This is a genomic window from Halolactibacillus sp. JCM 19043 (assembly GCF_001310395.1).
GTDB lineage: Bacteria > Bacillota > Bacilli > Bacillales > Amphibacillaceae > Halolactibacillus > Halolactibacillus miurensis.
In genome coordinates, this window is sequence record NZ_BAXD01000020.1 from 12055 (window position 1) to 39032 (window position 26978).

22 protein-coding genes and 4 pseudogenes are annotated in these 26978 nt (G+C 38.7%); 23 read left to right on the forward strand and 3 right to left on the reverse strand.

Translation table 11 applies throughout. The annotated features are described in order from the left end of the window. Nucleotides 1-106: 106 nt before the first annotated feature. Both JCM19043_RS10170 and JCM19043_RS10175 read right to left on the reverse strand, forming a co-directional pair. Nucleotides 107-820 carry a hypothetical protein gene (locus JCM19043_RS10170; protein ID WP_062322245.1) on the reverse strand — a complete coding sequence of 238 codons (714 nt, stop codon included), beginning with the start codon at nt 818-820 and terminating at the stop codon, nt 107-109. A gap of 67 nt (nt 821-887) precedes the next feature. Beyond that, complete coding sequence (locus JCM19043_RS10175; RefSeq protein ID WP_062322247.1) at nt 888-1187, reverse strand: hypothetical protein; 300 nt, start codon at nt 1185-1187, stop codon at nt 888-890. Nucleotides 1188-1373: 186 nt separating this feature from the next. Between JCM19043_RS10175 and JCM19043_RS10180 the strand changes: the two genes are divergently transcribed. From JCM19043_RS10180 to JCM19043_RS10195, 4 genes and pseudogenes are all read left to right on the forward strand, one after another. Continuing rightward, nucleotides 1374-2729: an amidase family protein gene (locus JCM19043_RS10180; RefSeq protein WP_369813840.1), complete on the forward strand. Its 1356-nt coding sequence runs from the start codon at nt 1374-1376 to the stop codon at nt 2727-2729. Between the two features lie 279 nt (nt 2730-3008). Beyond that, nucleotides 3009-4673, forward strand: a complete 1665-nt coding sequence (locus JCM19043_RS10185; protein WP_062322249.1) for a transcription antiterminator — start codon at nt 3009-3011, stop codon at nt 4671-4673. Next, nucleotides 4631-4915, forward strand: coding sequence for a PTS sugar transporter subunit IIA (locus JCM19043_RS10190; RefSeq protein WP_197274794.1), 285 nt, complete (start codon nt 4631-4633; stop codon nt 4913-4915). The genes JCM19043_RS10185 and JCM19043_RS10190 overlap by 43 nt, the downstream gene beginning before the upstream one ends. Before the next feature lie 89 nt (nt 4916-5004). Further along, a pseudogene (locus tag JCM19043_RS10195) lies at nt 5005-6920 on the forward strand (fructose-specific PTS transporter subunit EIIC). Between the two features lie 64 nt (nt 6921-6984). On the opposite strand, the gene JCM19043_RS10200 reads toward JCM19043_RS10195, so the two are convergent. Next, entirely contained in the window at nt 6985-7551 is a 567-nt protein-coding gene (locus tag JCM19043_RS10200) for a TVP38/TMEM64 family protein (RefSeq protein ID WP_062322253.1), read from the reverse strand. Between the two features lie 225 nt (nt 7552-7776). Here JCM19043_RS10200 and JCM19043_RS10205 point away from each other — a divergent pair, with 225 nt between their 5' ends. From JCM19043_RS10205 to JCM19043_RS10280, 19 genes and pseudogenes are all read left to right on the forward strand, one after another. Next, nucleotides 7777-8460 (forward strand): uracil-DNA glycosylase, encoded by a 684-nt coding sequence (locus JCM19043_RS10205; protein WP_062322255.1) that lies wholly within the window; start codon nt 7777-7779, stop codon nt 8458-8460. 34 nt (nt 8461-8494) lie between these two features. Next, nucleotides 8495-8779, forward strand: a complete 285-nt coding sequence (locus tag JCM19043_RS10210) for a phasin family protein (protein ID WP_231631494.1) — start codon at nt 8495-8497, stop codon at nt 8777-8779. A 197-nt stretch (nt 8780-8976) separates the two neighbouring features. After that, nucleotides 8977-10485, forward strand: coding sequence for an AarF/ABC1/UbiB kinase family protein (locus tag JCM19043_RS10215; RefSeq protein ID WP_231631495.1), 1509 nt, complete (start codon nt 8977-8979; stop codon nt 10483-10485). A gap of 100 nt (nt 10486-10585) precedes the next feature. After that, a pseudogene (locus JCM19043_RS17660) lies at nt 10586-11241 on the forward strand (FGGY family carbohydrate kinase); the annotation flags it as partial. A gap of 24 nt (nt 11242-11265) precedes the next feature. Beyond that, a complete protein-coding gene (locus JCM19043_RS17665; RefSeq protein WP_255349957.1) occupies nt 11266-11976 on the forward strand; it encodes an FGGY-family carbohydrate kinase in 711 nt (236 codons plus the stop codon). Between the two features lie 48 nt (nt 11977-12024). After that, entirely contained in the window at nt 12025-12975 is a 951-nt protein-coding gene (locus JCM19043_RS10230; RefSeq protein ID WP_231631496.1) for an AEC family transporter, read from the forward strand. A 105-nt stretch (nt 12976-13080) separates the two neighbouring features. Then, nucleotides 13081-14276, forward strand: a pseudogene (locus JCM19043_RS10235) (class I SAM-dependent methyltransferase). Nucleotides 14277-14480: 204 nt separating this feature from the next. Beyond that, on the forward strand, nt 14481-15353 hold the full coding sequence (locus tag JCM19043_RS10240) for a PD-(D/E)XK nuclease family transposase (protein WP_062322263.1): 873 nt from the start codon (nt 14481-14483) through the stop codon (nt 15351-15353). A gap of 321 nt (nt 15354-15674) precedes the next feature. Next, nucleotides 15675-16505 (forward strand): RNA-guided endonuclease IscB, encoded by an 831-nt coding sequence (iscB, locus tag JCM19043_RS17670; protein WP_231631497.1) that lies wholly within the window; start codon nt 15675-15677, stop codon nt 16503-16505. Nucleotides 16506-16518: 13 nt separating this feature from the next. Next, nucleotides 16519-17019 carry a hypothetical protein gene (locus JCM19043_RS17675; protein WP_231631498.1) on the forward strand — a complete coding sequence of 167 codons (501 nt, stop codon included), beginning with the start codon at nt 16519-16521 and terminating at the stop codon, nt 17017-17019. A 100-nt stretch (nt 17020-17119) separates the two neighbouring features. After that, the gene (locus JCM19043_RS10250; protein ID WP_369813841.1) at nt 17120-17752 is read left to right on the forward strand and encodes an acetate uptake transporter; all 633 of its coding nucleotides are present in this window, start codon (nt 17120-17122) and stop codon (nt 17750-17752) included. Nucleotides 17753-17995: 243 nt separating this feature from the next. Beyond that, nucleotides 17996-18646: a TetR/AcrR family transcriptional regulator gene (locus JCM19043_RS10255; RefSeq protein WP_062322267.1), complete on the forward strand. Its 651-nt coding sequence runs from the start codon at nt 17996-17998 to the stop codon at nt 18644-18646. Beyond that, nucleotides 18639-20024, forward strand: a complete 1386-nt coding sequence (locus JCM19043_RS16485) for an ABC transporter ATP-binding protein (RefSeq protein ID WP_156321392.1) — start codon at nt 18639-18641, stop codon at nt 20022-20024. The genes JCM19043_RS10255 and JCM19043_RS16485 overlap by 8 nt, the downstream gene beginning before the upstream one ends. A gap of 26 nt (nt 20025-20050) precedes the next feature. After that, nucleotides 20051-20293 carry a hypothetical protein gene (locus JCM19043_RS16490; RefSeq protein ID WP_156321393.1) on the forward strand — a complete coding sequence of 81 codons (243 nt, stop codon included), beginning with the start codon at nt 20051-20053 and terminating at the stop codon, nt 20291-20293. After that, nucleotides 20275-20997, forward strand: a complete 723-nt coding sequence (locus JCM19043_RS16495; RefSeq protein ID WP_156321394.1) for an ABC transporter permease — start codon at nt 20275-20277, stop codon at nt 20995-20997. Before JCM19043_RS16490 ends, JCM19043_RS16495 begins: the two co-directional genes overlap by 19 nt. Before the next feature lie 924 nt (nt 20998-21921). After that, the gene (locus JCM19043_RS10265; protein ID WP_062322269.1) at nt 21922-22848 is read left to right on the forward strand and encodes a hypothetical protein; all 927 of its coding nucleotides are present in this window, start codon (nt 21922-21924) and stop codon (nt 22846-22848) included. A 996-nt stretch (nt 22849-23844) separates the two neighbouring features. Next, a pseudogene (locus tag JCM19043_RS10270) lies at nt 23845-25181 on the forward strand (ABC transporter substrate-binding protein). Nucleotides 25182-25252: 71 nt separating this feature from the next. Continuing rightward, nucleotides 25253-26113, forward strand: coding sequence for a carbohydrate ABC transporter permease (locus JCM19043_RS10275; RefSeq protein ID WP_062322271.1), 861 nt, complete (start codon nt 25253-25255; stop codon nt 26111-26113). After that, complete coding sequence (locus JCM19043_RS10280; protein ID WP_062322273.1) at nt 26113-26934, forward strand: carbohydrate ABC transporter permease; 822 nt, start codon at nt 26113-26115, stop codon at nt 26932-26934. Before JCM19043_RS10275 ends, JCM19043_RS10280 begins: the two co-directional genes overlap by 1 nt. Nucleotides 26935-26978: the final 44 nt, after the last annotated feature.

The window sequence follows — 26978 nt, forward strand, 5'->3', positions numbered from 1 at the left end:
AAAGTTATACAAAAAAACGTATATATAAATGTAATATATTTCAATGTAATGTGTATAAGATCAAAAAAACATTAGAAAAGGGAGCAATCGCTCCCTAATAGATGCACTAACAAGATGGACCACAGATGGTTGTGCAACGCGCTAACGTACCGAATTTAAACAGGACACAAATATCCACTGGGGAAGTAGATTGATTGAGTGTGAAGGTAAAGGTTTCTGATTCTCCTTGTTCTAGTTGATAGTTAAACTTTATACCGTTAAAACCCTCTGGATTGCCACATGTCAGTGGATTACCGTCTGGACAAAAATCGTTTTCTCTTACTTCTGTTTCAACTGGTGTAGATGAAATGACAGATAAACCGTTGGTATTTTCTTCACTGATACAAGGGACATAAAAACTGAAATGACTTAAACCAAATGGGGCGCTTACGTTAGTCACACGATATTCCCACGTGTTTAAAGTTGTTCCGAGCCATTCAATGATAAACCAGACCTCATTAGCATCCTCTGGATTTCTAACAATACCGATGGTTGTATCACACGTCGTTGGTGACGGTTGTTTTAAAAGATCCAGCAAGTCATCTAACTCGAATTCCAACAACATTTCTTTTTTGATAATCGTTTCTAGCATTTTTTTAACGGACTGGTTCATTTCTAGTAAAGGATCAATGGAGACGTTTTCTTCATCTCGTTCAACGAGTGTGATGGCTGTTTGTAATTTATCTGCCTCTGTTTCAATTAAATAAGCGAGAGAGGTTTCTGTTTGTGCAATGGACTCAAGCAGCTGCAGAATAACTGCTTGTTGTAATGGATTGGACACGAATATATCACCTCCTTTCTATATGATTAGTTTATGAGTGTATAATGATTTGGCGGCGGCTATTTACTTATTGATCATCAAATAAGCAAGGCGGTGAATCATTTTGCTTGTTTTTTGATTCGATTGTTAGAACGTGTTCTAACTTTCTTAGCAGTAGCCATTCCTTCATTAAGACCGTTTCAACAAGCTGTGTCGTTGTTTCTGTGAGTTGTGTCGTTTTCGAACAAGGCTTTATATGTTCTAGTTGCTTAGCTTGAGCGTTCAATAGACGACCGAGTGCTTTTTCTTCTTTTGCAATCGAGTTTAATAAATGTCGTTTTGTCTTCAATAATTTTGTGTCTCGATGACACTGTGCGTCTTTTTCCATATTATCTTCCTCCTTTCCCCTTTTCTATAGAATATGACAACAGACGTAAGTGGTGAGATGGCTTATTATCCTCGTCGTATACTCAATCAATGACTAACGTTCCTATTAAAAGTTCGTTATACTAGGAGTAAAGGTGATTTAAAACAAACGTTAAGATAAACACAAGTAGAAAAGAGGAGATAATGAATGGATTTTAAACACTATCAAGCGTATGATGCGACAGGATTGGCTCAATTAGTGAAACAAAAACAGGTCTCTGCTCAAGAATTACTACAAGTAAGTATGGAACGGATGAACGTCGTCAATCCGTTAGTGAATGCGGTAGTAAGAACAAGAGAAGCTAAGGCGTATGAAGAAATACCTCACTTAGATCAATCTGCGCCGTTATACGGTGTGCCGTTCTTAGCGAAGAATATTTCTCAAGCGATTAAAGGCGAGGTGCTTAGTTCAGGCTCGCGCTTGTTAGACAATAACAGGCAACAACGAGATAGTCATTACATAACAAAAATAAGACAAGCTGGTTTTCAGCTACTTGGACATACAAATACGCCGGAATTTGGTTTAAAGAATATTACCGAACCTAATTACTATGGTCCGACCCGAAATCCAATAAATCTCAATCATTCACCAGGAGGTTCAAGCGGTGGCGCAGCCAGTGCCATCCTCTCAGGAATAGTACCATTAGCCGGTGCGAGTGATGGCGGGGGGTCAATTCGTATTCCTGCCGGATTTACGGGACTGATCGGGTTAAAACCTACGAGAGGGCGGACACCGGTTGGTCCTGGTGCAGGCCGGCAGTGGCAAGGAGCATCGATTGATTTTGTGTTGAGTAAAACTGTGCGAGACACAGCGCGCATGCTGGACCACTTACAAGTGTATCAACCTGAAGCAGCCTTTAATGTCCCACTCTATCACGATCATTATCTCAGTTTAAAGGATCGCCCAATAAAGCATAAGCTCGCCATTGCCTACTCAACGACGTCACCTGTTGGCACACCGGTCACCAAAGAAGCAAAAGAAGCGGTTTTAGCCATGGTAGACCTCCTAACTGATTTGGGGCATGAGGTCGAAGAGACATTGCCCCCTATCAATGGGGTTGATTTAATGCATCATTATTACGTGATGAATGCAGGTGAAATGAATAAAGTGATCCAACAACTAGAACGTGGTTTACAAAAACAGATCACACAAGAAGATTTAGATCCGTTCACTTATGCGCTACATGAAACGGGTAAACTGATAACAGCGGCCGATTACAGTATCAGTCTCGATGGCTGGGATGAAGCAAGCCAAAAGATGCATCACTTCCATCACACGTATGATTTATATTTAACACCAACAAATGCTGATCAGGCACCAGAAATCGGCTCATTAGCTCCATCAAGCGCCATGTTAAGTCAAATTAAAAATGTGTCACACTTAAATAAAAACGCGCGCCTGTCACTTATTTATGATATGTTTTTACCGAGTTTAACTTATACCCCTTTTACGCAATTAGCTAATTTAACTGGCCAACCAGCATCAGTGTTCCTGTTGGCTTAAGTAGTCAGCAGTTACCATTAGGTTGTCAGTTTATGGCGCCAAAGGGGAGAGAAGATTTACTCATTCAATTAAGTTTCCAGTTAGAAGAATCGTCTATTTGGCGTACCCCGAGTGTGGTGTTGGATGTAACATAACCGTGTATAAAGATGATTTGATTGTCAATTTTGGTGTGGTTTAAAGAAAAAGCTTGCGAGAAATCGCTTGTACTCGCTAATATAGTCATTATAATCGTGATACTAAGATTAAAGACATGTTTGATCCGCAGAAAGGAGGGCTATAATGAACGAACGTCAACAACAATTGTTAGAATTATTACTCGCTTCACCCGACACCTATCTCCTCACCAAAACACTGGCAGAAAAAGTGCATTGTTCTGAGCGAACGATTAGAAATGATTTAACTGTATTGGAAGAGAAAAGTGAAAAAGAGCAGTGGTTTACTATATTAAGAGAACCCGGTAAAGGCATCAGTGCCACCGTTCATGACGAGAAGGAAAAAGCACATTATCTAAAAGCTAATAAGGAAATAGTAAATAGTCATAAGATTTCAATGGCAACGATTGGTTTTGATCTATTGATGACGCATGAACCAACACCGATGTCTCAATTAAGATCACGGTATTTTCTATCAACAACAGCGTTGAGATTGCTACTAGATGAACTTGTAGATTGGTTGCATCCGTTTGATATTGAGTTGTCAGCTAAGCCACGTGTCGGTATTTCTATTGTGGGGAGTGAGATCAATAAACGCCGGGCACTGGCGTCACTCTCTCATGAAGAAGGCGAGATGGGATTAATTGAAAAGGAAATGCGCCCTTACGAAGTGAATGCGCTTAAACATTTACTTGTAAGCTTTAGTGAAGAATATGCCTTTACTTTTACTGATGAGAGTCTGAGAAGGTTACTGGTACATATTCTGCTCATGGTCAAAAGAGTGAAGCTTAAACAGACACTCCATCTACCTAAAGAAGATGTGGTCACCATGCAAAATAGAGAGGTTTATACGATTATTCTGAAATTAAAACAAGCGATCGAATCTTTATTCTCTTTGTCACTAAAGGATGATGAAGTTGTTTATTTAGCTATGCATATTTTAGGGTCAAAACAAAATCAACCTTGGCATTTAAATAACTTTCTCCATTTAGAAGGTGAAAAACAAGCCGAACAATTAACGGACCTTTTAATTGAACAACTATCAGAAAAGACAATGATGGATTTTCATCATGATGTGCATTTAAAAGAAGGCTTACAAGTGCATATTTATGCAACGATTCATCGCTTACGTTACGATTTACCAGTGACAAATCCTTTAACGAAAGAAATTAAGCAATTATATCCATTCTTATTTGACTTATTGATTGAGATTGTCACAAAATTAGAACCAACCCTCGGTATTCTCGTTCCAGAAGCAGAAGTTGCCTATTTAACCCTTCATTTTCAGGCAGCGTTAGAGCGACTAGATAAAGATCATCCAAAAGAACACGCTGTCGTGATTGTTTGTCACATGGGGATCGGCGTCTCAGAAATTTTAAAGGTGCGTTTATCTCGTGCCTTTCCTACACTAGTGATTAAAGCAACCCTCCAACAACGGGAACTGAAAGCCTATATAAAAAAAGAAGCGGTTGATTTAATTGTGTCAACTGTGCCACTAGAAATTAAAGAACCACCAAGTGTTATTGTGTCGCCTCTTCTTAATGAAGATGATCAAGCCAATTTAAGAATGTGGGCAGATAAAGTTGAGCAACATCAAGCGGAAAAACATCTCTCATTAAAAACTTATATTCATCCAGGTTTTGTGTTTATTCATCCATCTTTTGAACACCCATATGAACTCATTGAGTATGTGACGAATCGTATGGTCCAAGCGGGTGTTGTCGAACAAGATACCCACATCAAGCATTGTTGCGTGAAAGAAAAGCGTCAACCGCTATTGGTGGTGGTATGAGTATTCCTCACGGTGACCCGAGTTTCGTCAAGCAATCAACGATTGCGCTAGTGACTTTAAAAGAACCGATGAACTGGGAAGGGGAATCCGTCTCGCTTGTGTTTGTTTTAGCCTTAAGGCAAGAAGATAAGGCGAAACACCGTGCGATCTATCAACAGCTGGGTCTTTTAACAGAACAACCGGCGAAACAAACCGTTATATTGCAGCAAGAAACAATCAAAGACGTGTTAAATAATTTATAATTGCCGGAAACCCGGCAATTATTTTTTAGTTTAGGACAAAATATCAGCGCTATACTATAGTTAGAACAAATCATAAGGAGGTTTTAATGATGAAGTTGGTAGCGATTACATCATGTCCAAACGGTATAGCTCACACGTATATGGCAGCGGAAAATTTAGAAAAAGCCGCCGCAAAACTTGGTGTGGAAATAAAAGTTGAAACACAGGGAGGCGTAGGGGTAGAAAACGCCCTAACAGAACAAGACATTAGAGAAGCAGACGGGGTGATTATTGCCGCAGACAAAGCAGTCGATAAAGCGCGCTTTGTTGGAAAGCGTTTAATTAACACGGGTGTACAAGACGGAATTAGAAAACCAGAAGAATTAATCGAGCGCTTTGAAAAAGATAATGTGAGTACGTATCGCGGAACAGGAAAAGAAGAACAAACGTCAAATAATAGTAAACAAAATCCGATTTACCGTCACTTAATGAACGGGGTCTCCTTTATGGTACCGTTTATCGTTGTTGGTGGTTTATTGATTGCCCTTGCGTTAACAATCGGCGGGGAACCAACGGAAGCAGGATTACAAATTCCTGAAGATTCGATTTGGAAGACAATCGAGCCATTGGTGGGGCCGCTTTTAGTTTTATGGTTCCAATCCTTGCCGGATATATTGCTTATAGTATAGCGGACAAGCCAGGTTTAGCACCAGGTATGATTGGTGGTTTCATTGCCGCAAATGGTAGTTTCTATAATTCAGAAGCAAGTGCTGGATTCTTAGGCGGGATCATTGCTGGTTTTATCGCGGGTTACGTTGCTTTATGGATTAAGAAAATTAAAGTACCGAAGATGGTTCAACCGATTATGCCCATTATTATTATTCCACTGGCGGCATCACTTATTGTTGCCCTTGTCTTTGTCTTACTTATTGGCGCGCCTGTGGCGCAAGTGTTTGAGTCACTCACAACATGGCTCAGTGGTATGCAAGGATCAAGTGAAATTATTCTCGCTCTTATTCTTGGTGCGATGATTTCTTTTGATATGGGTGGCCCGGTAAATAAGGTAGCCTTTATGTTTGGTTCAGCGATGATCGTGGAAGGAAACTATGAAATCATGGGGCCAATTGCGGCAGCGATTGCGATTCCACCGATTGGTATGGGTCTTGCGACCTTGATGTTTAAAGATAAATTCTTACCAGAACAACGTGAAACAGGAAAAGCCTCCATTACGATGGGGTTCTTCGGTATCACTGAAGGGGCGATTCCTTTCGCGGCACAAGATCCGCTGCGCGTCATTCCAAGTATTATGATTGGGTCAATGGCCGGTTCAGTGATTGCGATGATATCGAACGTAGGTAACCGTGTTGCTCACGGTGGACCGATTGTCGGTTTACTTGGAGCGGTGAGTAACGTTGTGATGTTCTTTGTTGCGATTGCGGTCGGTGCGATTGTTGTCGCGCTCATGATCAAAGTACTGAAAAAAGATGTTGAGCTCGCAACGGTTCCACCGGTACCAGAGACAGCGGTGGAAGATACACCAGTAAAAGAATCAGCAAAGACAACAGACATTACAAATCTAACAAATCTTACGACGAAACAATTAGTCAATGTAGATAGTAAACAATCAACACGTGATGATGTGATTGATGCGATGATTAAAGACTTAGTAAAAGATGGCGCAGTAACGGATCATGATGCATTTAAAGAGGCCATTATGGCTCGTGAAAGTGAATCCACAACAGGGATTGGGATGGAAGTTGCGATTCCTCACGGAAAATCAGATGTGGTCACTGAACCACGGATTGCTTTTTACATTAGTAAAGACGGTGTAGATTGGTCAAGTTTAGACGGCACATTATCAAAACTCATCTTTATGATTGCCGTACCTAAATCTCAAGCAGGTGACCAACACTTAAAAATCTTGCAATTATTGTCACGCAAGTTAATGGACGATTCATTTAGAGAGAATCTCATTAAAGCACAATCAAAAGATGAAGCCTATCGTTTATTAGAGGAAATTAAGTAAATACTAAAGAGAAATATAAGAAAGACTCAATACAAAAAGAAGGCACATGTGGCCTTCTTTTTTGTTACGTCGATGTCAACAGCTGTTTTATTTTTTGTCTCGTATCTTTTCTCGCAAGATAGGAGACGGTTAAGATCAATAAGACGAACATGGTCATGACTTTTGGAGAAAACTGGGCCACCGATTGGCCAATCACCGTATAAATCAACGCCATCGGAATAGCCGTATAGAGTGAGAGTTTATTATAATCACGCAAATCAGTTGCTTGTTCGTAAATCAGGAAACTCAAAAGATGATAATGAATGAACGGCACAAGTCTTAATAACATAACCTGTTGCTTGGTCATATGTCTATCTTCACCAAATAATTTTTGTTTCATTTGAATCAAACGTCTAGTAAACCACGGCATTTTTTGAGCTAAGTAATAAAATATAATACTCGAAAGCATCAGTCCCACAATCGATAAAATGGTGCCGTGTACAAAACCGAAGATAACACCACCGGTCATTAAAATTAGTATAACAGGGATAAAGAAAATAGGGCGCACGACATGAACAAAAATGAATAAAAAAGAAGCGATCAGCAAGTGTGAGTCTTTAATTGTCATAATCCACTGTTCTATCTGTTCCATATACTAACCACTCCCCTCTCGTGTGATTTTTTCAATATATTTAACCTTACTATTATAACAGATATGATGATGTTTTAAAAATAGACGAAATACAAGGGTTGTGTCAAATTGTTTATGAACGTATGGTTAGCTCTTCAAGCTTAGAAAAGAAATATAAATGGAAAAAACGGTATGATACAATAAGTCATAAACAATCAATAAGAATGAAAAGGAAGTGAAAGGCATATGTCACTAATAGAGTCAATCACAACTGACTGGCGCGATTTGTTGGTTACACGTCTGAATCAAAATCTATTAGCAGAGATAGACGATTATTTAGTCAATCAATCGAAAGAAACAATCATCTATCCACCAAAAGAGGTGATTTTTCAAGCGCTTAACTTCACAAGTTTTCAAGAAACAAAGGTGGTTATTTTAGGACAAGACCCTTATCATGGACCGAATCAATCACATGGACTTGCTTTTTCTGTCCAAGATGGTATTAAACTGCCGCCGTCGTTAAGAAATATTTTTAAAGAGTTATACGATGATACCGGTTGTCCGTTACCTGATTCAGGTAACTTAACGGCTTGGGCCAAACAAGGCGTGCTATTATTAAATACCGTTTTAACGGTGGAAGAAAAATCAGCTGGAAGTCATAAAAATATCGGTTGGGAACATGTAACCGACACCGTGATTGACCTTCTAAATGAGAAAGAGACTCCGGTAGTTTATATCTTATGGGGGAAACCAGCTCAAAGTAAAATCAAGCGCATTGATTCCCGTCATAAAATATTAACCGCTCCTCATCCGAGTCCTTTGTCAAGTTACCGTGGTTTTTTTGGTAGTAAGCCTTTTAGTCAAACAAATCAGTTCTTAAAAGCAAATGGTTTAACCCCTATTGATTGGTGTTTACTTTCAAGTGATTAGGGAAAATATGAACTAGACTAATAAGAAGGAGTGAGTGAAGTGGCAGATTTATTTAAAAAAAGGTTTGGCCGTTGGTTTAGGGTTAGCGCAAACAGGTGTGGAACAAGCAGAAAAGGTCATTCATCAACTCGTAGAAAAAGGCGATATGACAAAAGCAGAGGCAAAAGAATTTTTTGATAAGTATTACGAAAAAGGTGAAGATACCCAAAACAAGACACTGAATAAATTAAACATTGCCACAAAAGAAGATGTGAAGAAAATTGAAGCACGCTTAGCCGTGTTAGAACAACGGTTAAATGATTTTAGTCGTGAAGAATAACGGATAGAGAAAGGGTGATGACACATGATCGGAAAACATATACGACATCTTAATCGTTATAAAGATATTGTCATTGCCTTTTCACGAAACGGGCTCGGGTATGTCATTAAAGACTCGGGCTCAACGACTTACATATCTTACCTAAAAAATCCGCTTTAAAAGAAGAGAAAAAAGAAGATGACCGGAAAACGTTAGGCGTGCGCATTCGCCGGATTCTAGAGGAACTAGGGCCGACGTTTATTAAACTCGGGCAAGTGATGAGTACCCGTCCAGATCTGTTTCCGGAAGATGTGATTTTAGAGTTAGAGAAACTACAGTCACATGTGCCTCATTTTCCTTATAGCCAAGTCAAAGACATTATTGAGGAAGAGTTGGACCAAGATCTTCTTCAGGTCTTTGATGTGTTTGAAGAAGTCCCGCTGGCAGCCGCCTCTATTGGTCAAGTACACCGGGCTGTGCTTCAGTCTGGTGAAGAAGTAGCAGTAAAAGTGCAACGGCCAGAAATCTCAAAAAAAATCGATATTGATTTTGACATTTTGATGGAGATGGCGCAGCTTGCTGAAATGCGTTTAGATTGGGCTAAACGTTATCAATTAAAAGAGATTGTGGAAGAACTAAAAGAAACACTGAAGATGGAGCTTGATTATACAATTGAAGCCCATCATATGTCGCGAATTAAAGCTCAATTTAGACGAGACCCTGATATTTACATTCCAGATGCTTATCACTATTATACGACGAAGCGTGTACTTGTGATGGACTATGTCAGTGGTGAAAAATTAAAGGATGTCATCGCTCGTGATACAAATGATGCAGTCAAAAAACGGCTAGCCGAACAAATCGTGGATGCGACGTTTAAGCAAGTGTTAATCGATGGCTTCTTTCATGCCGATCCACATCCAGGTAATATTATGCGTCTAGAAGACGGCCGTTTAGTCTTACTGGACTTTGGTATGGTCGGACAACTATCACCGGAGATGAAACAATCTTTTTCTGAACTTGTTATTGCGATGACAAAGGAAGATACCAATCAAATGGTAGAAGTCTTGCTAGATATGGGGATGGCGCCAGATGATATTAATAAAAAGGCACTGACGAATGATGTCGACCGATTAATGATGAAATATTATCGTCAATCACTTAAAGAGATTCGTCTGGCTGATGCGATTCGTGAATTATTTCAGATTGCCTATAAACATCGTATTGAATTATCAAGTGACTTTACCTTACTCGGTAAAACATTATTAACCCTTGAAGGAACGATCGAGCAACTCGATCCTACGCTTAGTTTAGTTGAAATGGCTAAACCGTTCGGAGAAAAGCTATTACGGGACCGATTCCGACCGGAACGTATGAAAGACGGGATAGTCAATCAGTGGCTTGATTGGTACGGCCTATGGCGCGACTTACCTGATCAGTTAAAACAACTGCGGTCGATTGTGAAAAAAGGCAAAGTTCGTCTAGATATTTCGATGCCTGATATTGATTTAATCTTAAAAAAGTTGGATCGTGTGAGCAATCAGTTGTCATTTGCGATTATTTTACTGGCTTTTAGTATCATTATGGTCGGTTTAATTGTTGGAGCGGCTTTAACAGGAGAGACGACGATTCTCTGGCGTCTACCTGTGATTGAGATCGGGTCGTTTGTGGCTGTTGGTATGTTTCTTTGGCTTATCTATGCCATCTTTAAATCGGGACGTTTTTAACGCACATAACACCATGTGCGTTTTTTATTGGTTTAAGGTAGAATGGGTAAATATAATAAACGAGTGTATAAAAGCGAACGCATTGAAACGAGGGATGATAATGACAGTAACAATTGATGTAGGAACAACAGCCGTGAAAGTGCTGCAGTTTAATGACGCCCATTATGTGATCGATGAACAATCACAAACCTATCCAACGATGTACACAGATCATGGTCAAGCTGAACAAGATCCAGACACCATTATTGAAGCTGTTTTTGGTTGTTTACAAAAACTCAAGCTAACAAAAAGTGACACCATTATTCTGTCTGGGGCCATGCATAGTTTGATGGCTGTAAACCAAGATTTTCAACCTCAAACTAAGTTGATGATCTGGCTGATCAACGAGCAAGTACGGTGATAGATATCTTTAAAGAGACACCGAAGGCACAAACATTTTTTTCTAAAACTAAAACACCGATTCACCCAATGAGTCCATTCGCTAAGCTACTATGGCTGAAGGAAACTAAGGCAGGTCAAGCGTTAAAACAAACACTGACCAATGTCTTATGGATTGATATGAAAACATATCTTTGGTATCACCTTACCGGTTATCATGAACTTGATTTTTCTTTAGCCTCTTCGACAGGTCTATTTAATAGTGATACGCTAACTTATGATGATGAGATTTTAGCTTACGTTGATCTTAAAGTAGATCAATTGCCTGAGCTCGTCCCAGTCACTCATACGCGAATGGTGACTGAAAAAATACGAGCGGCGCTTGGGTTTTCTCATCGTGTCATGATTGGATCGAGTGATGGTGTGTTAGCGAATATTTCAGAAGGACTTAATACACAAGATGTGCATCTCACGATTGGTACGAGCGGTGCTATCCGGATGACTGTACCAAAGCCGTACGTTGATGAGAAGGGGCGTTTGTTTTGCTATTACCTTGACGATAAGCACTGGGTTATTGGTGGTGCTGTGAACAATGGCGGTAATGTTTTAAAATGGTTAGATGATTTATTGTTTGATGGAACAACAGCCGTTTATGCTTATATCGACACACTCGATTTTGAGATGTTTGATCCGTCATTAATCTTTATTCCCCATCTTAACGGTGAACGAGCGCCGTTTTGGGATACGGGACGGACCGGTCAATTAAATGGTTTAAAAATGAGTCACTCAAAAGCAGACATGGTGAAAGCGGTCGTCTACGGAATAATGTTTAATTTACGTCATGTATTTGATACGTTGAAGAACGTCACTGGAGACATTCATACCGTACATATATCAGGGGGATTTTTTAAAGTCCCACAATTTAAAGTGCTAATAAGCCAGGTACTCAATGTCTCCGTGATTGAGTCAACGACGCTAGAACAAACGAGTAGAGGCGCGTTAAGATTACTTGTTGATATAGAACAACAAGAGGATGCTCAAATAATCACGCAACAGCCGACTAAACAACAAGAGGATTATTATGCACGTTATCTTCAGGGTGTTTTAAAATAAGACTAAACTAAATACGGAACTTAACCATCTTATATAAACAGAAAAATGATGGCCACAAGAGAGGGGATGACAATCATCGAAGCGCTATTGATGATTTTAATCGATATTATTGCACCGATTTTTATTCTGATTGGACTAGGCTACTTAGTCCAATTGAAATTCAAATTAGATTTATCCACACTAGCAAAACTCAATATTTATTTACTTGCCCCAGGTTTTATTTTTAATCGACTGTATCATACAGAATTAAATCTTGAGCTATTTGGCACGGTGATTGGTTTTTTGATAGTTTTTGCTTTTATTGTGTTTATCATCAGTCAACTGTTGGCGAAAGTATTACATATGCCAAAAGAAAAGCAAACGATTTTTACAAACAGTGGGATGTTTATAAATTCAGGTAATTACGGCATACCTGTGAATGATTTAGTGTTCCAAGGTGACCCATTTGCGATGTCGATTCAAGTATTGATGTTGACGTTTCAAAACATCTTTTTGTTTTCCTATGGAATATTTTCGCTGAATAAAAATCAAAAGGGTAAACTGCGAGCTCTGTTAGGTTATTTTCGTATGCCTGTCTTGTACGCGCTACTAGCTGGCATTTTGTTTAATTATTTCAATATTGACTTGCCTAATGTGATTATTGTCCCAACCGATTATATTGCGAATGCGATGGTCGCTTTTGCTTTAACGACGTTAGGAGCACAAGTAGCTGTCATTAATGTAAAGTCGGCGATGATTGATGTGTATATGAGTTTGCTCTTAAGGTTATTGATTGGTCCAATGGTGGCTTATCTCATTATTCTCGTAACGGGTCTAGACGGTGTGATGGCACAAGCCTTGTTTATTGGCTCAGCGATGCCAACATCCGTAAACAGTGCCATTATTGCACAAGAGTATAGTCAATATAAAGATTATGCCTCACAAGTCGTTCTTGTCTCCACGTTATGTAGTTCAGTGACGGTTAGTGTGATTATTTACTTGTCGGGCTATCTATTTTAAAGTTAATGACTTATCAACTGTAGAAAAACATGTGTCAGGTAAAGAGCAATGAGCGCAAAGAACATGAAGTGACGATACTAACAATGAAAAGAAAGAGGTAAACTTATGACAGAGACAGTAGAAATAAAGATAGATCATCGATTGGTCAAACAATATTATGAAGGGTACCAACATATTCCGAAATCATTAAGTCCAGTATTAGAGGATCTTAAAACAGAAGGTGTCTATTTAGATTTAATGACACCGGAAGGTGTCTTTATTGCCAGAGGGTATCACGGTCATCAAAATAAAGGCTATGGTTGGGTCTTTACGCGAGACGCCTCTGTCTATTTAACGACAGATTGGTTAAGACAGTTATTTAGCGATGCGATTGGCAAACGTCAAAAACTGTTTCGTGATGAAGGAACAACGGCTTTTCGTCTCTTCAATGGAGAAGGTGATGGGCTTGGGGGATCAGCATTGATTTATACAATGATTGTGCGCTCGTTCAGTGGTATAGCTTGGGGATTTATGAACATCGTGCCAATATTTTAGACGCCTTAGAAGCGGCTTATCCCGTCAAAGCCATTTATCAAAAGAAACGCTTCCGTGAAGGGGGTAAATATATTGAGGCGGATGATTTCGTAAGAGGTGAACGTGTGGAGTTTCCGATTATGGTTAAAGAGAACGGGGTTTGGTTTAATGTGGATTTAAATGATGGACCAATGACCGGTATCTTTTTAGATCAACGCGAAGTAAGAGAGCGGATTAGAGAGCAGTACAGTCAAGGAAAGACGATGTTAAATGCCTTCTCTTATACGGGTGCTTTCTCTGTCTATGCGGCACTAGGAGGCGCAGATAAAACGACGAGTGTTGATTTAGCTAAGCGTAGCCTGCCGATGACGATTGCGCAGTTTAGTGCGAACGGTATTGACTTTGAAGCACAGGACATTCGGGTCATGGATGTCTTTAATTATTTTGATTATGCGTTAAAACACGCCCTCACCTATGACCTTGTTGTCCTTGACCCACCGAGCTTTGCCCGGTCGAAAAAGCGCGTCTTTAGTGTACAAAAAGATTATGTCGCGTTACTAGAACAAGCCCTCCAGTTAACAAAGAGTGGTGGCGTCATTGTCGCATCAACGAATTACAGTGGATTTGATATGAAAAAATTTAAGCAATTTATTAAACGTGCGTTTCATAATCAACAGGCGACTTATAAAATTTTAGAAACGTACTCACAGCCGGAAGATTTTCCGTATGATGAAACCTTTAAAGAAAGCCATTACTTAAAAGTGGTGTTTATACAAAAATTAAGTTAATATATCAAGCCGCTCTTCTAACATTATCTTTGCTAGAAGCGCGGCTTTTTAATTACGGCGGATCAAATGTATGAAAAGATACAGGAAAATGACTTAATTTTGAATAAAATGTTGAGTTTCACTGAAAATTGTGAATAAATACACAAATAAAGCGTTTACAAAGTCGGAGTTATGTGGTAATTTAAAGAAAAAGGAGTGAGAAATTTGTCGAGTTCACCACATTGTTCATCTATTACATTAGCTACTGTCGTTAACCATCTGTTTTGTCGATCGATCTCGCATTCACATCAACGTCTTAACTATTTTTTGAACAGCATTTTAGAAGAGACATTGAGTGGTCCTATTAGTGAGATTGTCTATATTCGTCAAAACCAAAGACCGGAAGACACGCATCATTTAGAGACACAGCTCCATGTCAAAGCAAGAACGACAAAACAAGAACATTTAGATATTTATCTTTATGTTAAACATGAAACATATAGTAACCAATTTCAGCTGTTTGAGCATCCAACGACATACGAACAATTTACTATTAACACACCTTTTCACCTCATCAAGAAAACCTACTTTATTAAGCTTGCCAATTTCAATTTACTTCAAGAGTGTCCTCACTATCATACTGTTTATCGTTATAAAGACTTTGAAGCACATACGACGCTAAAAGATGTAGAAGAAATGCATTATTTAGAGTTGCCAAAGTTTAATGACCCCCACCTTGATTCGCCACTACAACGTTGGATGGGCCTATTCAAACATATTCTGCATTCGATGGATATTGAGAGGCCTTTACCTGACCTATTGCAGGACGATGCACTTATTTATGAAAGTTACCAACTTATAACCCAAATGCCATTTAATGATACACAAGAGGTCCATGACCGTCCAAGTATAAACCAATCTGGGCATGACCAAAAGCTTTTAAAACTCGGCAAACAAACAGGTGCATGGGCGGAAAGAAGTAAGATTGCAACCAATATGATTAAAGAAGGATTTAAATATCAAATGATTATGAGTTTAACAAATGTGACTGAAAAGCAATTAGATCAATTAGCGGTAGATTTTTATCGTTATGATTAACATCCCAATTAATTTACCCAATCCTATCATGAGAATATCGGGTGATCAAAATAGTGCATCAAAGGTTTTAACCACATATGTCAATTACCCCCCACTTAAACGCTAACGCGTTTTGAAGTGGGGGCTTGTAAAAGCCCTAATTGTCTAGCCTAAGTCTTTCGAGGACTACGTTAGAAAAGTGAATACGGCTTTGTATGATTCCCTAGTACATTTTGTCGTTCAGGCGCTGTAACAACTCTGAGAGGTAGGAGTGGTCAACCTGTTGCACGAAGCTTTTCTAACATTGGCGAAGGGAAACTAACTCTAAAAGGAGGACGAATCTTGAGAGTATTCGTCAAATCAATGCGAGGGTCCAATTTGGACCCTTGTAAAAACCAAAAAGCAAGACAGTTACTCAAAGAAAAGAAAGCCAAAATTATAAGCTACAAACCTTTTACGATTCAAATGTTAATACCGACAGGAGAGACAACACATGAATCGCATGTCGGTATTGATTTAGGCGCTAAGTACACAGGTGTTGCGATTACGCAAGAAGATAGAGTCTTAGCAAAAGGCGACATTGAATGTCGCCAAAATGTAAAGGGACTACTTGAAACTAAAAAAATCTACCGAAGAAGCAGACGCTCTCGTAAAACACGTTATAGAAAATGTAAATTCAAACATAAAACAACGCGTGTTTTCTCGAACAAGAAAGGGAAATGGGTTAAGAAAAAACTTTCTTTTACAAGCCCTAGACCGAAGGGGTGGCTACCACCTAGTCTTGAAAGTCGTACACAAAACCTATTCTTTTGGATTGATACCTTTACTTCCCTTTTACCGAAGGTAAAAGTGCATATTGAAGTTGGGAAGTTTGATGTCCAAAAGATGAAAAATCCAGACATTCAAGGAAAAGCTTATCAAGAAGGGGATACCTTTGGGTATCATAATATCCGTTACTTTGTTTTTGCGCGTGACAACTACACCTGTCAAGTGTGCAAGAAAAAAGGGAACATTCTTAACATGCATCATATTATCTATCGAAGCCATGGTGGAAGCGATGCACCTTCAAACTTAATTAGCGTATGCACAGATTGTCACACAAGCGACAATCACAAAAGAGGACACATTCTTTGGCACTGGATGGAGAAAAGAAAAAAAAGTACCCACCTATAAAGAACCGCCATTCATGAATACCCTAAGAATACGCACGTTTCGTAGATATCCTGATGCTAGAATCATCTACGGTTCTGAAACAACGCCAAGAAGAAAAGAACTTCATCTAGAGAAGACACATTATAATGACGCGATTGCCATATCGGCCATCCAACAAATCAAACAAAATCCAAATTCTATGTTTTATATCAAACAATTCAGAAAGAAAAAACGTTCTTTACACGAAGCGACAGCTAGAAAAGGTCGAAAGAACAAGAACCTAACAAAAAAACGCAACAAAAAAAATACAAAAGAAATGAAAGGTATTCATTTGAATAACACTGTACGCATTTTTGGAAAAGTTGGCTTTGTTAGCGGATTTACCACCTCGGGTCTTTATATCAAAGACACCCACAATGTATATATCACAAAACCGGGAAAGACATACAAACAAGTCGGTTTCAAAGATGTGACAGTGAAAAATCATAACAACAATTGGCAATTCATCTCCCACCTAGCTCCTGACGGAGCTTGAGGAAGGAGACTTCTTGCTAAGTTCGTTAAATAACTATTGACTTCCCTTTGAAATCAGCGTAAAGTATCATCATATGTGAATTTTTAGGGGGATAACGATTTTGAACAAACAAGAAGTAAAAATTACAACGGCTGATCCGTCTGCCTTAGGTTTATTCGGTTTGGCGATGGTCACACTTGTCGCATCATCACAAAAGTTAGGTTTAACTGAAGGAGTATCAAACATTATTCCGTGGGCATTTTTCTTAGGTGGATTAGCGCAACTCTTTGCGGCGACACAAGATGCAAAACACAATAATATTTTCGGTACGACAGCTTTTGGCGCTTTCGGGTTATTTTGGTTTGGCGTTGGATTTACGTGGTTAATTGATATGGGGGCGTTTGGTGAAGCGTTGATGGCACAAAGTGATCCACGCCAACTCGGTGTTGCCTTTATTGGTTACCTGATCTTTAGTGTCTTCATGACCGTTGGTGCAATGGAAACACATAAAGTATTATTCTTTATTTTTGTCTTTATTGATTTCTTATTTATTGGTTTATCATTAAGTAGCTTTGGTATCTGGTACGAAGGCACACATATGCTTGCGGCCGTCAGTGAATTACTAATTGCTTTATTATCATTCTATGGCAGTGCCGCTGTTGTTTTAAATACACACTTTGGTCAAGTTGTTTTACCTGTCGGCCAACCTTTTGGCGTATTTAAAAAACCAGCAAAAGTAAAAAAAGTAGCGTAAGAGCAACAGTCAACGAATCTGTGTCGCCACGGTTCGTTTGACTGTTTATTTTTTTGTCTTCCTTTTCCGCACGTGGATTGAATAAGTAATAATAAGTAGAGGTATTAGGTTGTCATGGAATCATTGCGAGTAAGTGTCGACGAGACGAAAAGCATAATTTTTGACTTATGACACCGTGTCATATATACTTTAACAGTATTAAAGTGACACGGTGTCATTTTAATGTGATAAGGAGAGAACGTTATGCCCAAACAGACATTTTTTAATTTAGATGGTGATAAAAGAGAGACATTAATTGAAGCATTAAAGAAAGAATTTTCACGCGCGAATGTGCACGAGGCTTCAATTAGTAATATCGTCAAACATGCCGGTATTCCTCGGGGGAGCTTTTATCAATATTTCGAGGATAAAGAAGATGCTTTTTTGTATGTGTTAGAAAGCTACGGTAAAATTAATAAGGAGTGGTTAAAAGCCTATTTAAAAGAGACAAATGGTGATCTATTTGAGACGTCAGCGCTATTATTCAGACGTTTGTTGGAAAATTATTCAACAAAAGAGCACTATCAATTGTTTCGACATGCGTTTCTTAATATGAATCATAAAATTGAGCAAGCCTTTACGAGTGATAAGGTTAAAGAGGATATGAAAAGAAATATGGAAGAACTCGTTCAATATGTTGATTACTCAATCCTACTCGTTGATACAAGAGAGGAACTCTTCCATTTACTTAAAATAATTAAAGCGGTGACCTTCCATAACTTTATTGAAACGTTTGCCCATCAGATATCGATTGATGAAGCATGCCAACAATACCAACTGGAATTAACCATGCTTAAACGCGGGTTATTAAAAAATACAGACTTTATAACGAAGGGGAACGACAAAGATGAGTAAGTTAAAGTTAGTGGATATCGATAAAAGTTACCGTACTGGTGACCGGTATCTGCATGTTTTAGACAAAATATCGTTAGAATTTAGAGAGAGTGAATTTGTTTCTATTTTAGGACCCTCGGGTTCTGGTAAAACAACGTTACTTAACGTGATTGGTGGTCTGGATCATTATGATTCAGGTGACTTGATCATCAATAACCAATCAACCAAGCATTTTCATGATAAAGACTGGGATAGTTACCGCAACCGTTCCATTGGTTTCGTCTTCCAGACGTATAACTTGATTGGTCACCAATCCGTCTTGCAGAACGTAGAAATTGCGATGACACTCTCAGGTGTATCAGCAGATGAGCGGAAACAACGAGCGAAGAAAGCATTAGAAGAGGTCGGGCTAGAAGATCATATTAATAAAAAGCCTAATCAACTCTCAGGAGGACAAATGCAGCGGGTGGCGATTGCCCGTGCGCTTGTCAATAACCCTGATATTATTTTAGCGGATGAACCGACAGGGGCACTTGATTCAACCACAAGTACCCAAGTCATGGATATTTTACGAGAAGTGGCTAAAACGCGTCTCGTTATTATGGTGACCCATAATGAAGATATTGCCACAGAATATTCTACGCGAATTATTCGCTTTTTAGATGGTCATATTCAGTCAGATAGTGATCCATTAACGGATGATTTGACGGATGAACCAGTAATTATTAACAAAAAGAATAAAAAGACATCGATGTCAATGACAACAGCCTTGTCACTTTCTTTTAAAAACTTGTTAACGAAAAAAGGGCGGACGATTTTAACCGCTTTTGCGGGTAGTATTGGGATTATTGGTGTGGCGTTAGTACTTGCCCTCTCAAATGGTTTAACGGAAGAACTTGACGTTGTGCAAGGTGAGGCGTTAAGTAACTTCCCGATTATGATAGATACAAATGAACAACTAGCTGATTTAACACAAGCAGGTCCTCCGGGCACAATGGACGATTCCGATGGTTTAACGGCTTTTCCTGACTCCGATGAATTAGTCACATATGACCCGTCAGAAAGTATGCAACTGCATAAAAACGTTCTAACAGATGACTTCTTAGCTCATGTAGAGGCAATGGAAGACGAGTTCCCTGATGCGGTTGACAGTATCAGTTATCGCCAAGGTGTGGGGGTTAATCTACTTACTAGTGGTGATGATGGTATCACAAAATTTGATACTACAGCGCAACAAAGCCAGGGCTTTGGACCGCCAATGATAGGAAGTACGCATTGGCAAGAGATGCCGACGAACACGGATTTTGTGTTGGACGTGTATGACTTAATGGGTGAAGCTCACGCCTACCAGAAAATGAAAATGAAATATTACTGGTCATTGATGAATACAATCGTTTAAGTACGTCATTCTTTGATAAGTTAGGAATGGATCCTGAAGCGGATTATGCACTCACTGATTTTATTGGCCAAGATGTATTAAAAGTTATTCCAAATGATAGTTTTTATGTTGAAGAAGGCCCAATCTTTAGAGAGATTGCGCCAACCCGATATGAAGATGTCTATAATGAAGACGCAGGTAAAACATTAACGGTTACAGGTATTCTCCGGCTAAAAGAAGGAGAAGAATCAGGTATCTTTGATGAAGCTTTGTGTATACCCGTGCCTTAACAGATTATTTACTTGAACAAGCAAATGACTCTGAAATTGCTCAAGCTCAAGAAGAGAGCGACGTGAATGTTTTAACGAATCAAGCATTCCAAGATGATTATGCAAAAGAGACAGCCTTGATTTACTTAGGAGCGGTGTCACGTCCGGTAGGGATTGATATTTATCCGAAGAATTTTGAAGCCAAGGACGATATCAAGGCTTATTTAGACGATTACAATGAAGGCTTACCAGAAGAGGAACAAATCATTTATAATGATTTAGCAGAATTAATTGGTAATATTATGACCGATTTGATTAATACAGTCACTTACGTGCTTGTTGGTTTTGCGGCTATTTCTTTAGTTGTCTCAACGATTATGATTGGCATTATTACTTACGTATCTGTTATTGAAAGAACGAAAGAGATTGGTATTTTACGCAGTGTCGGTGCGCGTAAAAAAGATATCTCTCGTGTCTTTAATGCTGAAACACTAATTGTTGGCTTTATCTCTGGTTCACTCGGGGTGGGATTAAGTTATCTCTTGATTATCCCTATTAATCAACTGATTGAACAAGTGACGGATACAGCGAATGTTGCTTCACTTGCGCCAACAGCTGCAACAGTATTAATTGTAGGTAGTATGATTCTTACATTAGTTGCAGGTGTCATACCATCACGCATGGCAGCGAAGAAAGATCCTGTTGTTGCTCTTCGAACAGAATAATTAGGGCTTAATTGAATAAGACAAAAAGGGGAAAGAGCAAAATAGCTCTTTCCCCTTTATTAAATCGATATCCTCATTGCAAAAAAACTGATTGACCCAAGATCCGTCTCTTTTCGAAGATTCTGAGAAAAGAATTGGTCACTTAAAGCACGCAAACGCTCTGTTTCGTTTAGTTGCGCATAAAATAGTAATGTTAGAAAAACGCATGCATAATTGTAAGTAAGTGTTATAATCATAATTGACAATTATTTTAATTTAAATAACGTGTTATATACTTTTTATAAAATTTTGTAAGCGCTTAATTGATTCTGTGTACATCTAGATTATATTCACATGATAGATTTATCAGTCTAAAAAATAATAATGGAAGGTATTTCATTTTAAAAAATTGTTCTTGCTATACTTGTATTTTCCATCTTCTTTAGTAACCAGTACGCTGTTAGTGCTTCGCAATTAGGGTCGCTAGGTCATTGGTATTCTGCAACGAATCATACGATTGGTAGGTGGAGAACTGCACCATTAACTGGATACAGAGTTTTAGGGATACAAGATAGCCAAGATTTCACTACAAGTGCGCTTTTAAGTCATGTAAATCATGCTAGGAATCAGTGGGGAAGAGCTAATATTACAATCGGTACCACAACTAACATCAATAATGCCACACTTAAAATGTATGGTGGAAGTCTTCAAGGTTTACTGAGCCAATTCTCCGGCATATCGTCTGAACATACAGGCCTGGTCATTCGACTAATCAATATCGCAATGCGATTACCCGTGAGCTTGGACATGCTTTAGATGGTTTGGGCATTCCGGTTCATCAACAGACATCATGTCTCCGACAAATTCTACAAGAACCATTCTTACAAATAGGAATATCCAGCACTTAAGTCCGATTTATGCATATTAAAATAAGGAGGTTTAATCATGACATTTAAAAAAACGATCATGGTTCTTGCCACTGTAGGTCTGATAGCTTTTTTCATAATGGAAACCACAGATAAGACCGGAGGTGATGAATCAACAGTGCCTAGAGAGATGGAAACAGCAGAAAATGTGGCTGATTCTAGTCATTCCCCAGATGCTGCACAGTTTATAATGGAGTTTGAGACCATTGATGATTATGTCCTACATTCTGATGTGATTGTGACTGGTCGTGTGGTTGATGTTTCGTATATGGATAATGGATTTGACGAGGCTGTAGTGGAAGTTAAAGATCAACTCAGAGGACATTCAGATACGCATATTAATCTTTATACTGTTAATGGGATTCTGAGTGAGGGACAAGAACGTTTAATGTTTTTATCTCGAAATGTAAGCAACCTTTATCCGGCGCCACTCCACGCCTTAGTAGGTGAAGGACATTTCTTCATTACAGAAGATAATAAAGTGACGCACAATAATCCACAGTTAGAAAATGATTTACCCCTACCTGAACTAATAAAAGAAATCGCTCAATCGGAATTCATTGACGCGCCACATCCACTTCGTGAACGACCATCGGAAAATAGAACAAACAGTACAGTAAAGAATCCAACCATTGACTATTTAATGGCTCAATCAGATTTTGTTGTCTATTTACAAGTTGACAATATTTCGGAAAACCATAAATATTTTAACGTTTTAGATGCGAATATTCTAAACCAAATTAATTTGACTGATGATGTTACGTTTGAATTCGAAAAAAAGACAATACTGGAATTGCCCGCTTACGTTAAGGAGGGTGAGAATTACCTCGTCTTTTATCAACTGGTTGAAGGTCACTATGATATGACAACAAGAGAGGGCAGTGTCATCAGTGAACAAGAAGTAGCATTTGGTGAGGCAGCAAAAGAACTAAATATCAACAAATAAGAAAATATGCCAATAGGCGTGTTAATCAATGCAAATACATTGCCTAACACGCCTATTGGCTTACTTCACAAAAAAATACGAACAAAAATACCAATCTCAAGGGATTTTCCGACCTTTTTAATCAGATTTGAAAATAATTTTCTTGAATTATAAAGTCACATCATAAATTTTAAAAAAAGAGGTAAAAAAGGTTTATTGAAACTTAAAGCGGGAATAGATTAGTACAAGGCAAATGCATCTATTGTTATTTCTATGATGGCATACAGAATAGACATAACAGCTAAATGTGTAAAGAAACATTTAGAATGAGATGCGATCTGCACAGCCTTGGCGGAAAATTTGACCATACTGGCGTCAAAAGACTCGTCAGATTGTGATGACATATCATTAGGTGAAAAAGATTTACTAATGAGACATCGTAGACAAAAGAAGACTCATTTTCGTGAAAGTGCACGTGAAAACTGTCAAGGTAATGTTGCGGATTGAATCGCAAACATGTTCAACCCACAGAATAGGGTAAGACAGTTAAAAGAAGCCTTCAATTGTGACGGGTTAGTACGTCAGCAGTAAATGCTACACGCACCTCGACAATTGAATAGGAAACCAACAAATTTTCCGCAAACGTCTCCTAGCGTATAAAGGGAGACACAAAAGAGAAGCACGCTCATTAATTTGAGCGTGTTTTTCTTTTGGGGAAATTCTAGCGGATGAAACGAGTTAAATTCAATGGGGCTGTAAGTGTATCGTCATGACAACAAGAGCTATATAAAAATGCTGTCGTAAAAACTTATAAAGAAAACGTTTACATAACAAAAGTGTGGTGTTATAATATGGTTAACGTTAATGCAATCGCTTGCATTTAAAGCGCATAGAATATTTCTTTAGTGAAAAAGTATCGCTGTGCAAATTTGCGCAGGTAATATTTTGAGAGGGATATTTTTTTACATATCTGTGCAAGCGGTTTCTTGGCGAACAATATAAGAGGAGTGTGTTCACATGAAAGGAAATTGGAAACTGTTATTGGTTGGTTTGGTGGCATTTATGTTGGTATTAACAGCATGCGCATCAGACACGGTTGATGAAGGTAATGGGGGAAATGAAACAGGCACTGGTTCAGGATCTGATTCAGGTGATGATTCAACCGATAAAGTCAATGTTGATATCTTTCAGTTCAAAGTAGAATTCAAAGATCAATTTGAAGAATTAGTGCAATTGTACATGAACGAAAATGAAGATGTGAATTTAAGTGTCCAAACAGTCGGTGGTGGGAATGATTACGCGGCCTCACTTAAGGCACAAATGGCATCAGGTAATGAGCCTGTCATCTTTAACATTGGTGGCCCGACAGAGTTAGATGAATATCGTGAGTACTTAACGGATTTATCTGATACTGAGGCAGCTTCCCTTGCTTTAGATGGCACACTAAATGGCGTAGAGGAAGATGGTGCTGTTTACGGTTTACCATTTGCACAAGAAGGTTATGGTCTTATTTATAATAAAGAAATCTTTGATGCTGTGGGTATTGATGCGTCAACACTCACAACATTTGATGCATTAGAAGCCGCATTTAAACAAATTGATGAACAAAAAGACGAATTAGGTTTAGAAGCAGTTGTCGCTTTACCTGCTTCAGAGCTATGGGTCATGGGTAACCACTTACCTAACAATTATATTGCTCCGGAATTTAACAATGATATTTTAACGGCATTTGAAGCAGAGTCAATCTCATTTGAATATGCAGATCAAATGAAACGTATGTTAGATCTACAAAATGAGTACTCTGTTCAACCGGTACTTAGTTTAGATTACTCTATGCAAGTTGAGCAATTATTCTCAACCGGTAAAGTTGCGGTGATTCAACAAGGTAACTGGATTTATCCAACGGTTGAACAAATGGATGAAGATTTCGCGAAAATGGTATTGGTATGATGGCGATGCCATTTGAAGGGGATTATGAAGGTCACTTACCTGTAGGTGTGCCACAATACTGGGTTGTGAATCAAAATGCTTCGGATGAAGAAATCCAAGCCGCAAAAGCTTTCCTTGACTGGATGTATACATCTGACACAGGTAAAGACTTTGTATTAGATGAATTTAAATTTATTCCAGCATACGATGGTTATGATGCCAGTCGTATTGCTGATCCATTATCACAAGATGTTTACAGCTATTCAGTGGATGGGAAAACGATTGGTTGGACATTTATGGCGACACCTGTAGGTTGGAATGAAGATGTATTAGCAACAGAATTCCAAAAATATTTAGCAGGTGACACAACGTTTGATGAAGCGTTAGAAGTCGCGAAAGAAAGCTGGGCAAGCTCTAGACAATAATGATATGGCTAAGCGACTGACATATTGAAAAAATATGCCAGTCGCTTAGGTTTAAAAGGGAGGATCAGCTCATGACAAATAAAAATATATCGTTTTGGCTCTTTATATTGCCGGCATTATTTGCACTATCTGTCGTTGTTTTTTATCCATTCTTGTATGGCTTTTATTATACATTCACCGATTGGAACGGCTTAACAGCGACGACATTTTTAGGGTTTGAAAATTATATCAAGGTGTTTCAAGATGAAAGTTTCACCGATGCAATTTGGTTTACAATTAAATTTGCCATTGTGTCGATTATTTTAGTGAATATTATTGGTCTAGGTCTCGCCGTACTCGTGACGCAAAAGATGAAAATTAATAATGGTCTTCGGACAATTTTCTTTATGCCGAACTTAATCGGTGGCTTGATTTTAGGTTTCATTTGGCAGTTTATTTTTAAAAGTGGTTTTGATGCGGTTGGTCGATTACTGGACCTGGAGTTTTTACAAGGTTGGCTTGCCACCACAGAGACTGGTTTTTGGGGTCTTGTGATTTTAAATGTTTGGCAATATGCCGGCTACATAATGATTATCTATATTTCGTATTTACAAAGTGTGCCTGAGGAATTATTAGAAGCAGCTGAAATTGATGGGGCCAGTGTTTTCCAACGGTTCTGGCGCATTAAGTTTCCACTTGTGGCACCAGCATTTACAGTCAGTCTCTTTTTAACACTGTCGAATGCCTTTAAATTATATGACCAAAACCTAGCCCTTACGAACGGTGGACCTTATGGTTCCACTGAAATGTTGGCGATGGAAATATATCAAACAGCTTTTTCGCGTTATGAAATGGCCTTTGCGCAATCAAAAGCGGTGATTTTCTTTATTTTAGTCGCGGCCGTTGCGGTAACACAAGTGTACTGGAATAAAAAACGGGAGGTTGACATGTAATGCATCAGAAAAAGAAACGTTATAAAATGTGGCTCACAATCATCGGTCTCACGATTGCGCTTATATGGCTCTCACCGTTTTATCTCATGATTGTGAATGCTTTTAAGACAAAGTTTGACATCTTTAATAATGTGCTTGCTTTACCTGAGGCTTTCACACTCGATAACTTTAAACAGGCTTATATTGATTTAGATTTTCTTAATGCGCTAACCAACTCATTAATCGTCTCCGTATCCAGCATTCTGATTATCATCATCTTTTCATCGATGGCAGCTTACGCCCTTTCAAGAAATAAAAGCAGACTTAGTGGCGGGATCTTCTTGATTTTTGTCGCGGCGATGTTGATTCCGTTTCAATCGGTGATGATTCCGTTAATCTCTATTTTCGGTAAGGTTAACATGCTGAATACATCAGGTTTAATCTTTATGTATCTTGGCTTTGGTTCGAGTTTATCTATTTTCCTCTACCACGGAGCAGTGAAAGGGATTCCGGTATCGCTTGATGAAGCAGCGATGATTGATGGCGCCTCACGTTGGACAATCTTCTGGAAAATTATTTTCCCGATGCTTAAGCCAATTACGATGACCGTGATGATTTTAAACGTCATTTGGATTTGGAATGATTATCTCTTGCCGTCGCTTGTCTTAAGTCAAGCTTACGCAACGATCCCACTACGCATGTTCTTCTTCTTCGGACAATATACGAAGCAGTGGCATCTAGCGCTGGCTGGTTTAACGCTTGCGATTATTCCGGTCATTCTTATTTACTTCTTTGCCCAAAAACATATCATTAAAGGTGTGGCAGATGGAGCGGTGAAGTAAAGGAATGTGATGAAGAAAAGATAAAAAGATAAAAAGACATGGAG

Excerpts from the sequence above, each read along its gene's own strand:
- JCM19043_RS10230 (WP_231631496.1), top strand. The coding sequence starts at position 12,025 with ATGGCCACAAGAGAGGGGATGACAATCATCGAAGCGCTATTGATGATT.
- JCM19043_RS10185 (WP_062322249.1), top strand. The coding sequence starts at position 3,009 with ATGAACGAACGTCAACAACAATTGTTAGAATTATTACTCGCTTCACCC.
- JCM19043_RS16490 (WP_156321393.1), top strand. The coding sequence starts at position 20,051 with ATGGATCCTGAAGCGGATTATGCACTCACTGATTTTATTGGCCAAGAT.
- JCM19043_RS10200 (WP_062322253.1), bottom strand. The coding sequence starts at position 7,551 with ATGGAACAGATAGAACAGTGGATTATGACAATTAAAGACTCACACTTG.
- JCM19043_RS17675 (WP_231631498.1), top strand. The coding sequence starts at position 16,519 with ATGAATACCCTAAGAATACGCACGTTTCGTAGATATCCTGATGCTAGA.
- JCM19043_RS10205 (WP_062322255.1), top strand. The coding sequence starts at position 7,777 with ATGTCACTAATAGAGTCAATCACAACTGACTGGCGCGATTTGTTGGTT.
- JCM19043_RS17665 (WP_255349957.1), top strand. The coding sequence starts at position 11,266 with ATGATTGGATCGAGTGATGGTGTGTTAGCGAATATTTCAGAAGGACTT.
- JCM19043_RS16485 (WP_156321392.1), top strand. The coding sequence starts at position 18,639 with ATGAGTAAGTTAAAGTTAGTGGATATCGATAAAAGTTACCGTACTGGT.
- JCM19043_RS10280 (WP_062322273.1), top strand. The coding sequence starts at position 26,113 with ATGCATCAGAAAAAGAAACGTTATAAAATGTGGCTCACAATCATCGGT.
- JCM19043_RS10255 (WP_062322267.1), top strand. The coding sequence starts at position 17,996 with ATGCCCAAACAGACATTTTTTAATTTAGATGGTGATAAAAGAGAGACA.
- JCM19043_RS10265 (WP_062322269.1), top strand. The coding sequence starts at position 21,922 with ATGACATTTAAAAAAACGATCATGGTTCTTGCCACTGTAGGTCTGATA.
- JCM19043_RS10175 (WP_062322247.1), bottom strand. The coding sequence starts at position 1,187 with ATGGAAAAAGACGCACAGTGTCATCGAGACACAAAATTATTGAAGACA.
- JCM19043_RS10275 (WP_062322271.1), top strand. The coding sequence starts at position 25,253 with ATGACAAATAAAAATATATCGTTTTGGCTCTTTATATTGCCGGCATTA.
- JCM19043_RS10180 (WP_369813840.1), top strand. The coding sequence starts at position 1,374 with ATGGATTTTAAACACTATCAAGCGTATGATGCGACAGGATTGGCTCAA.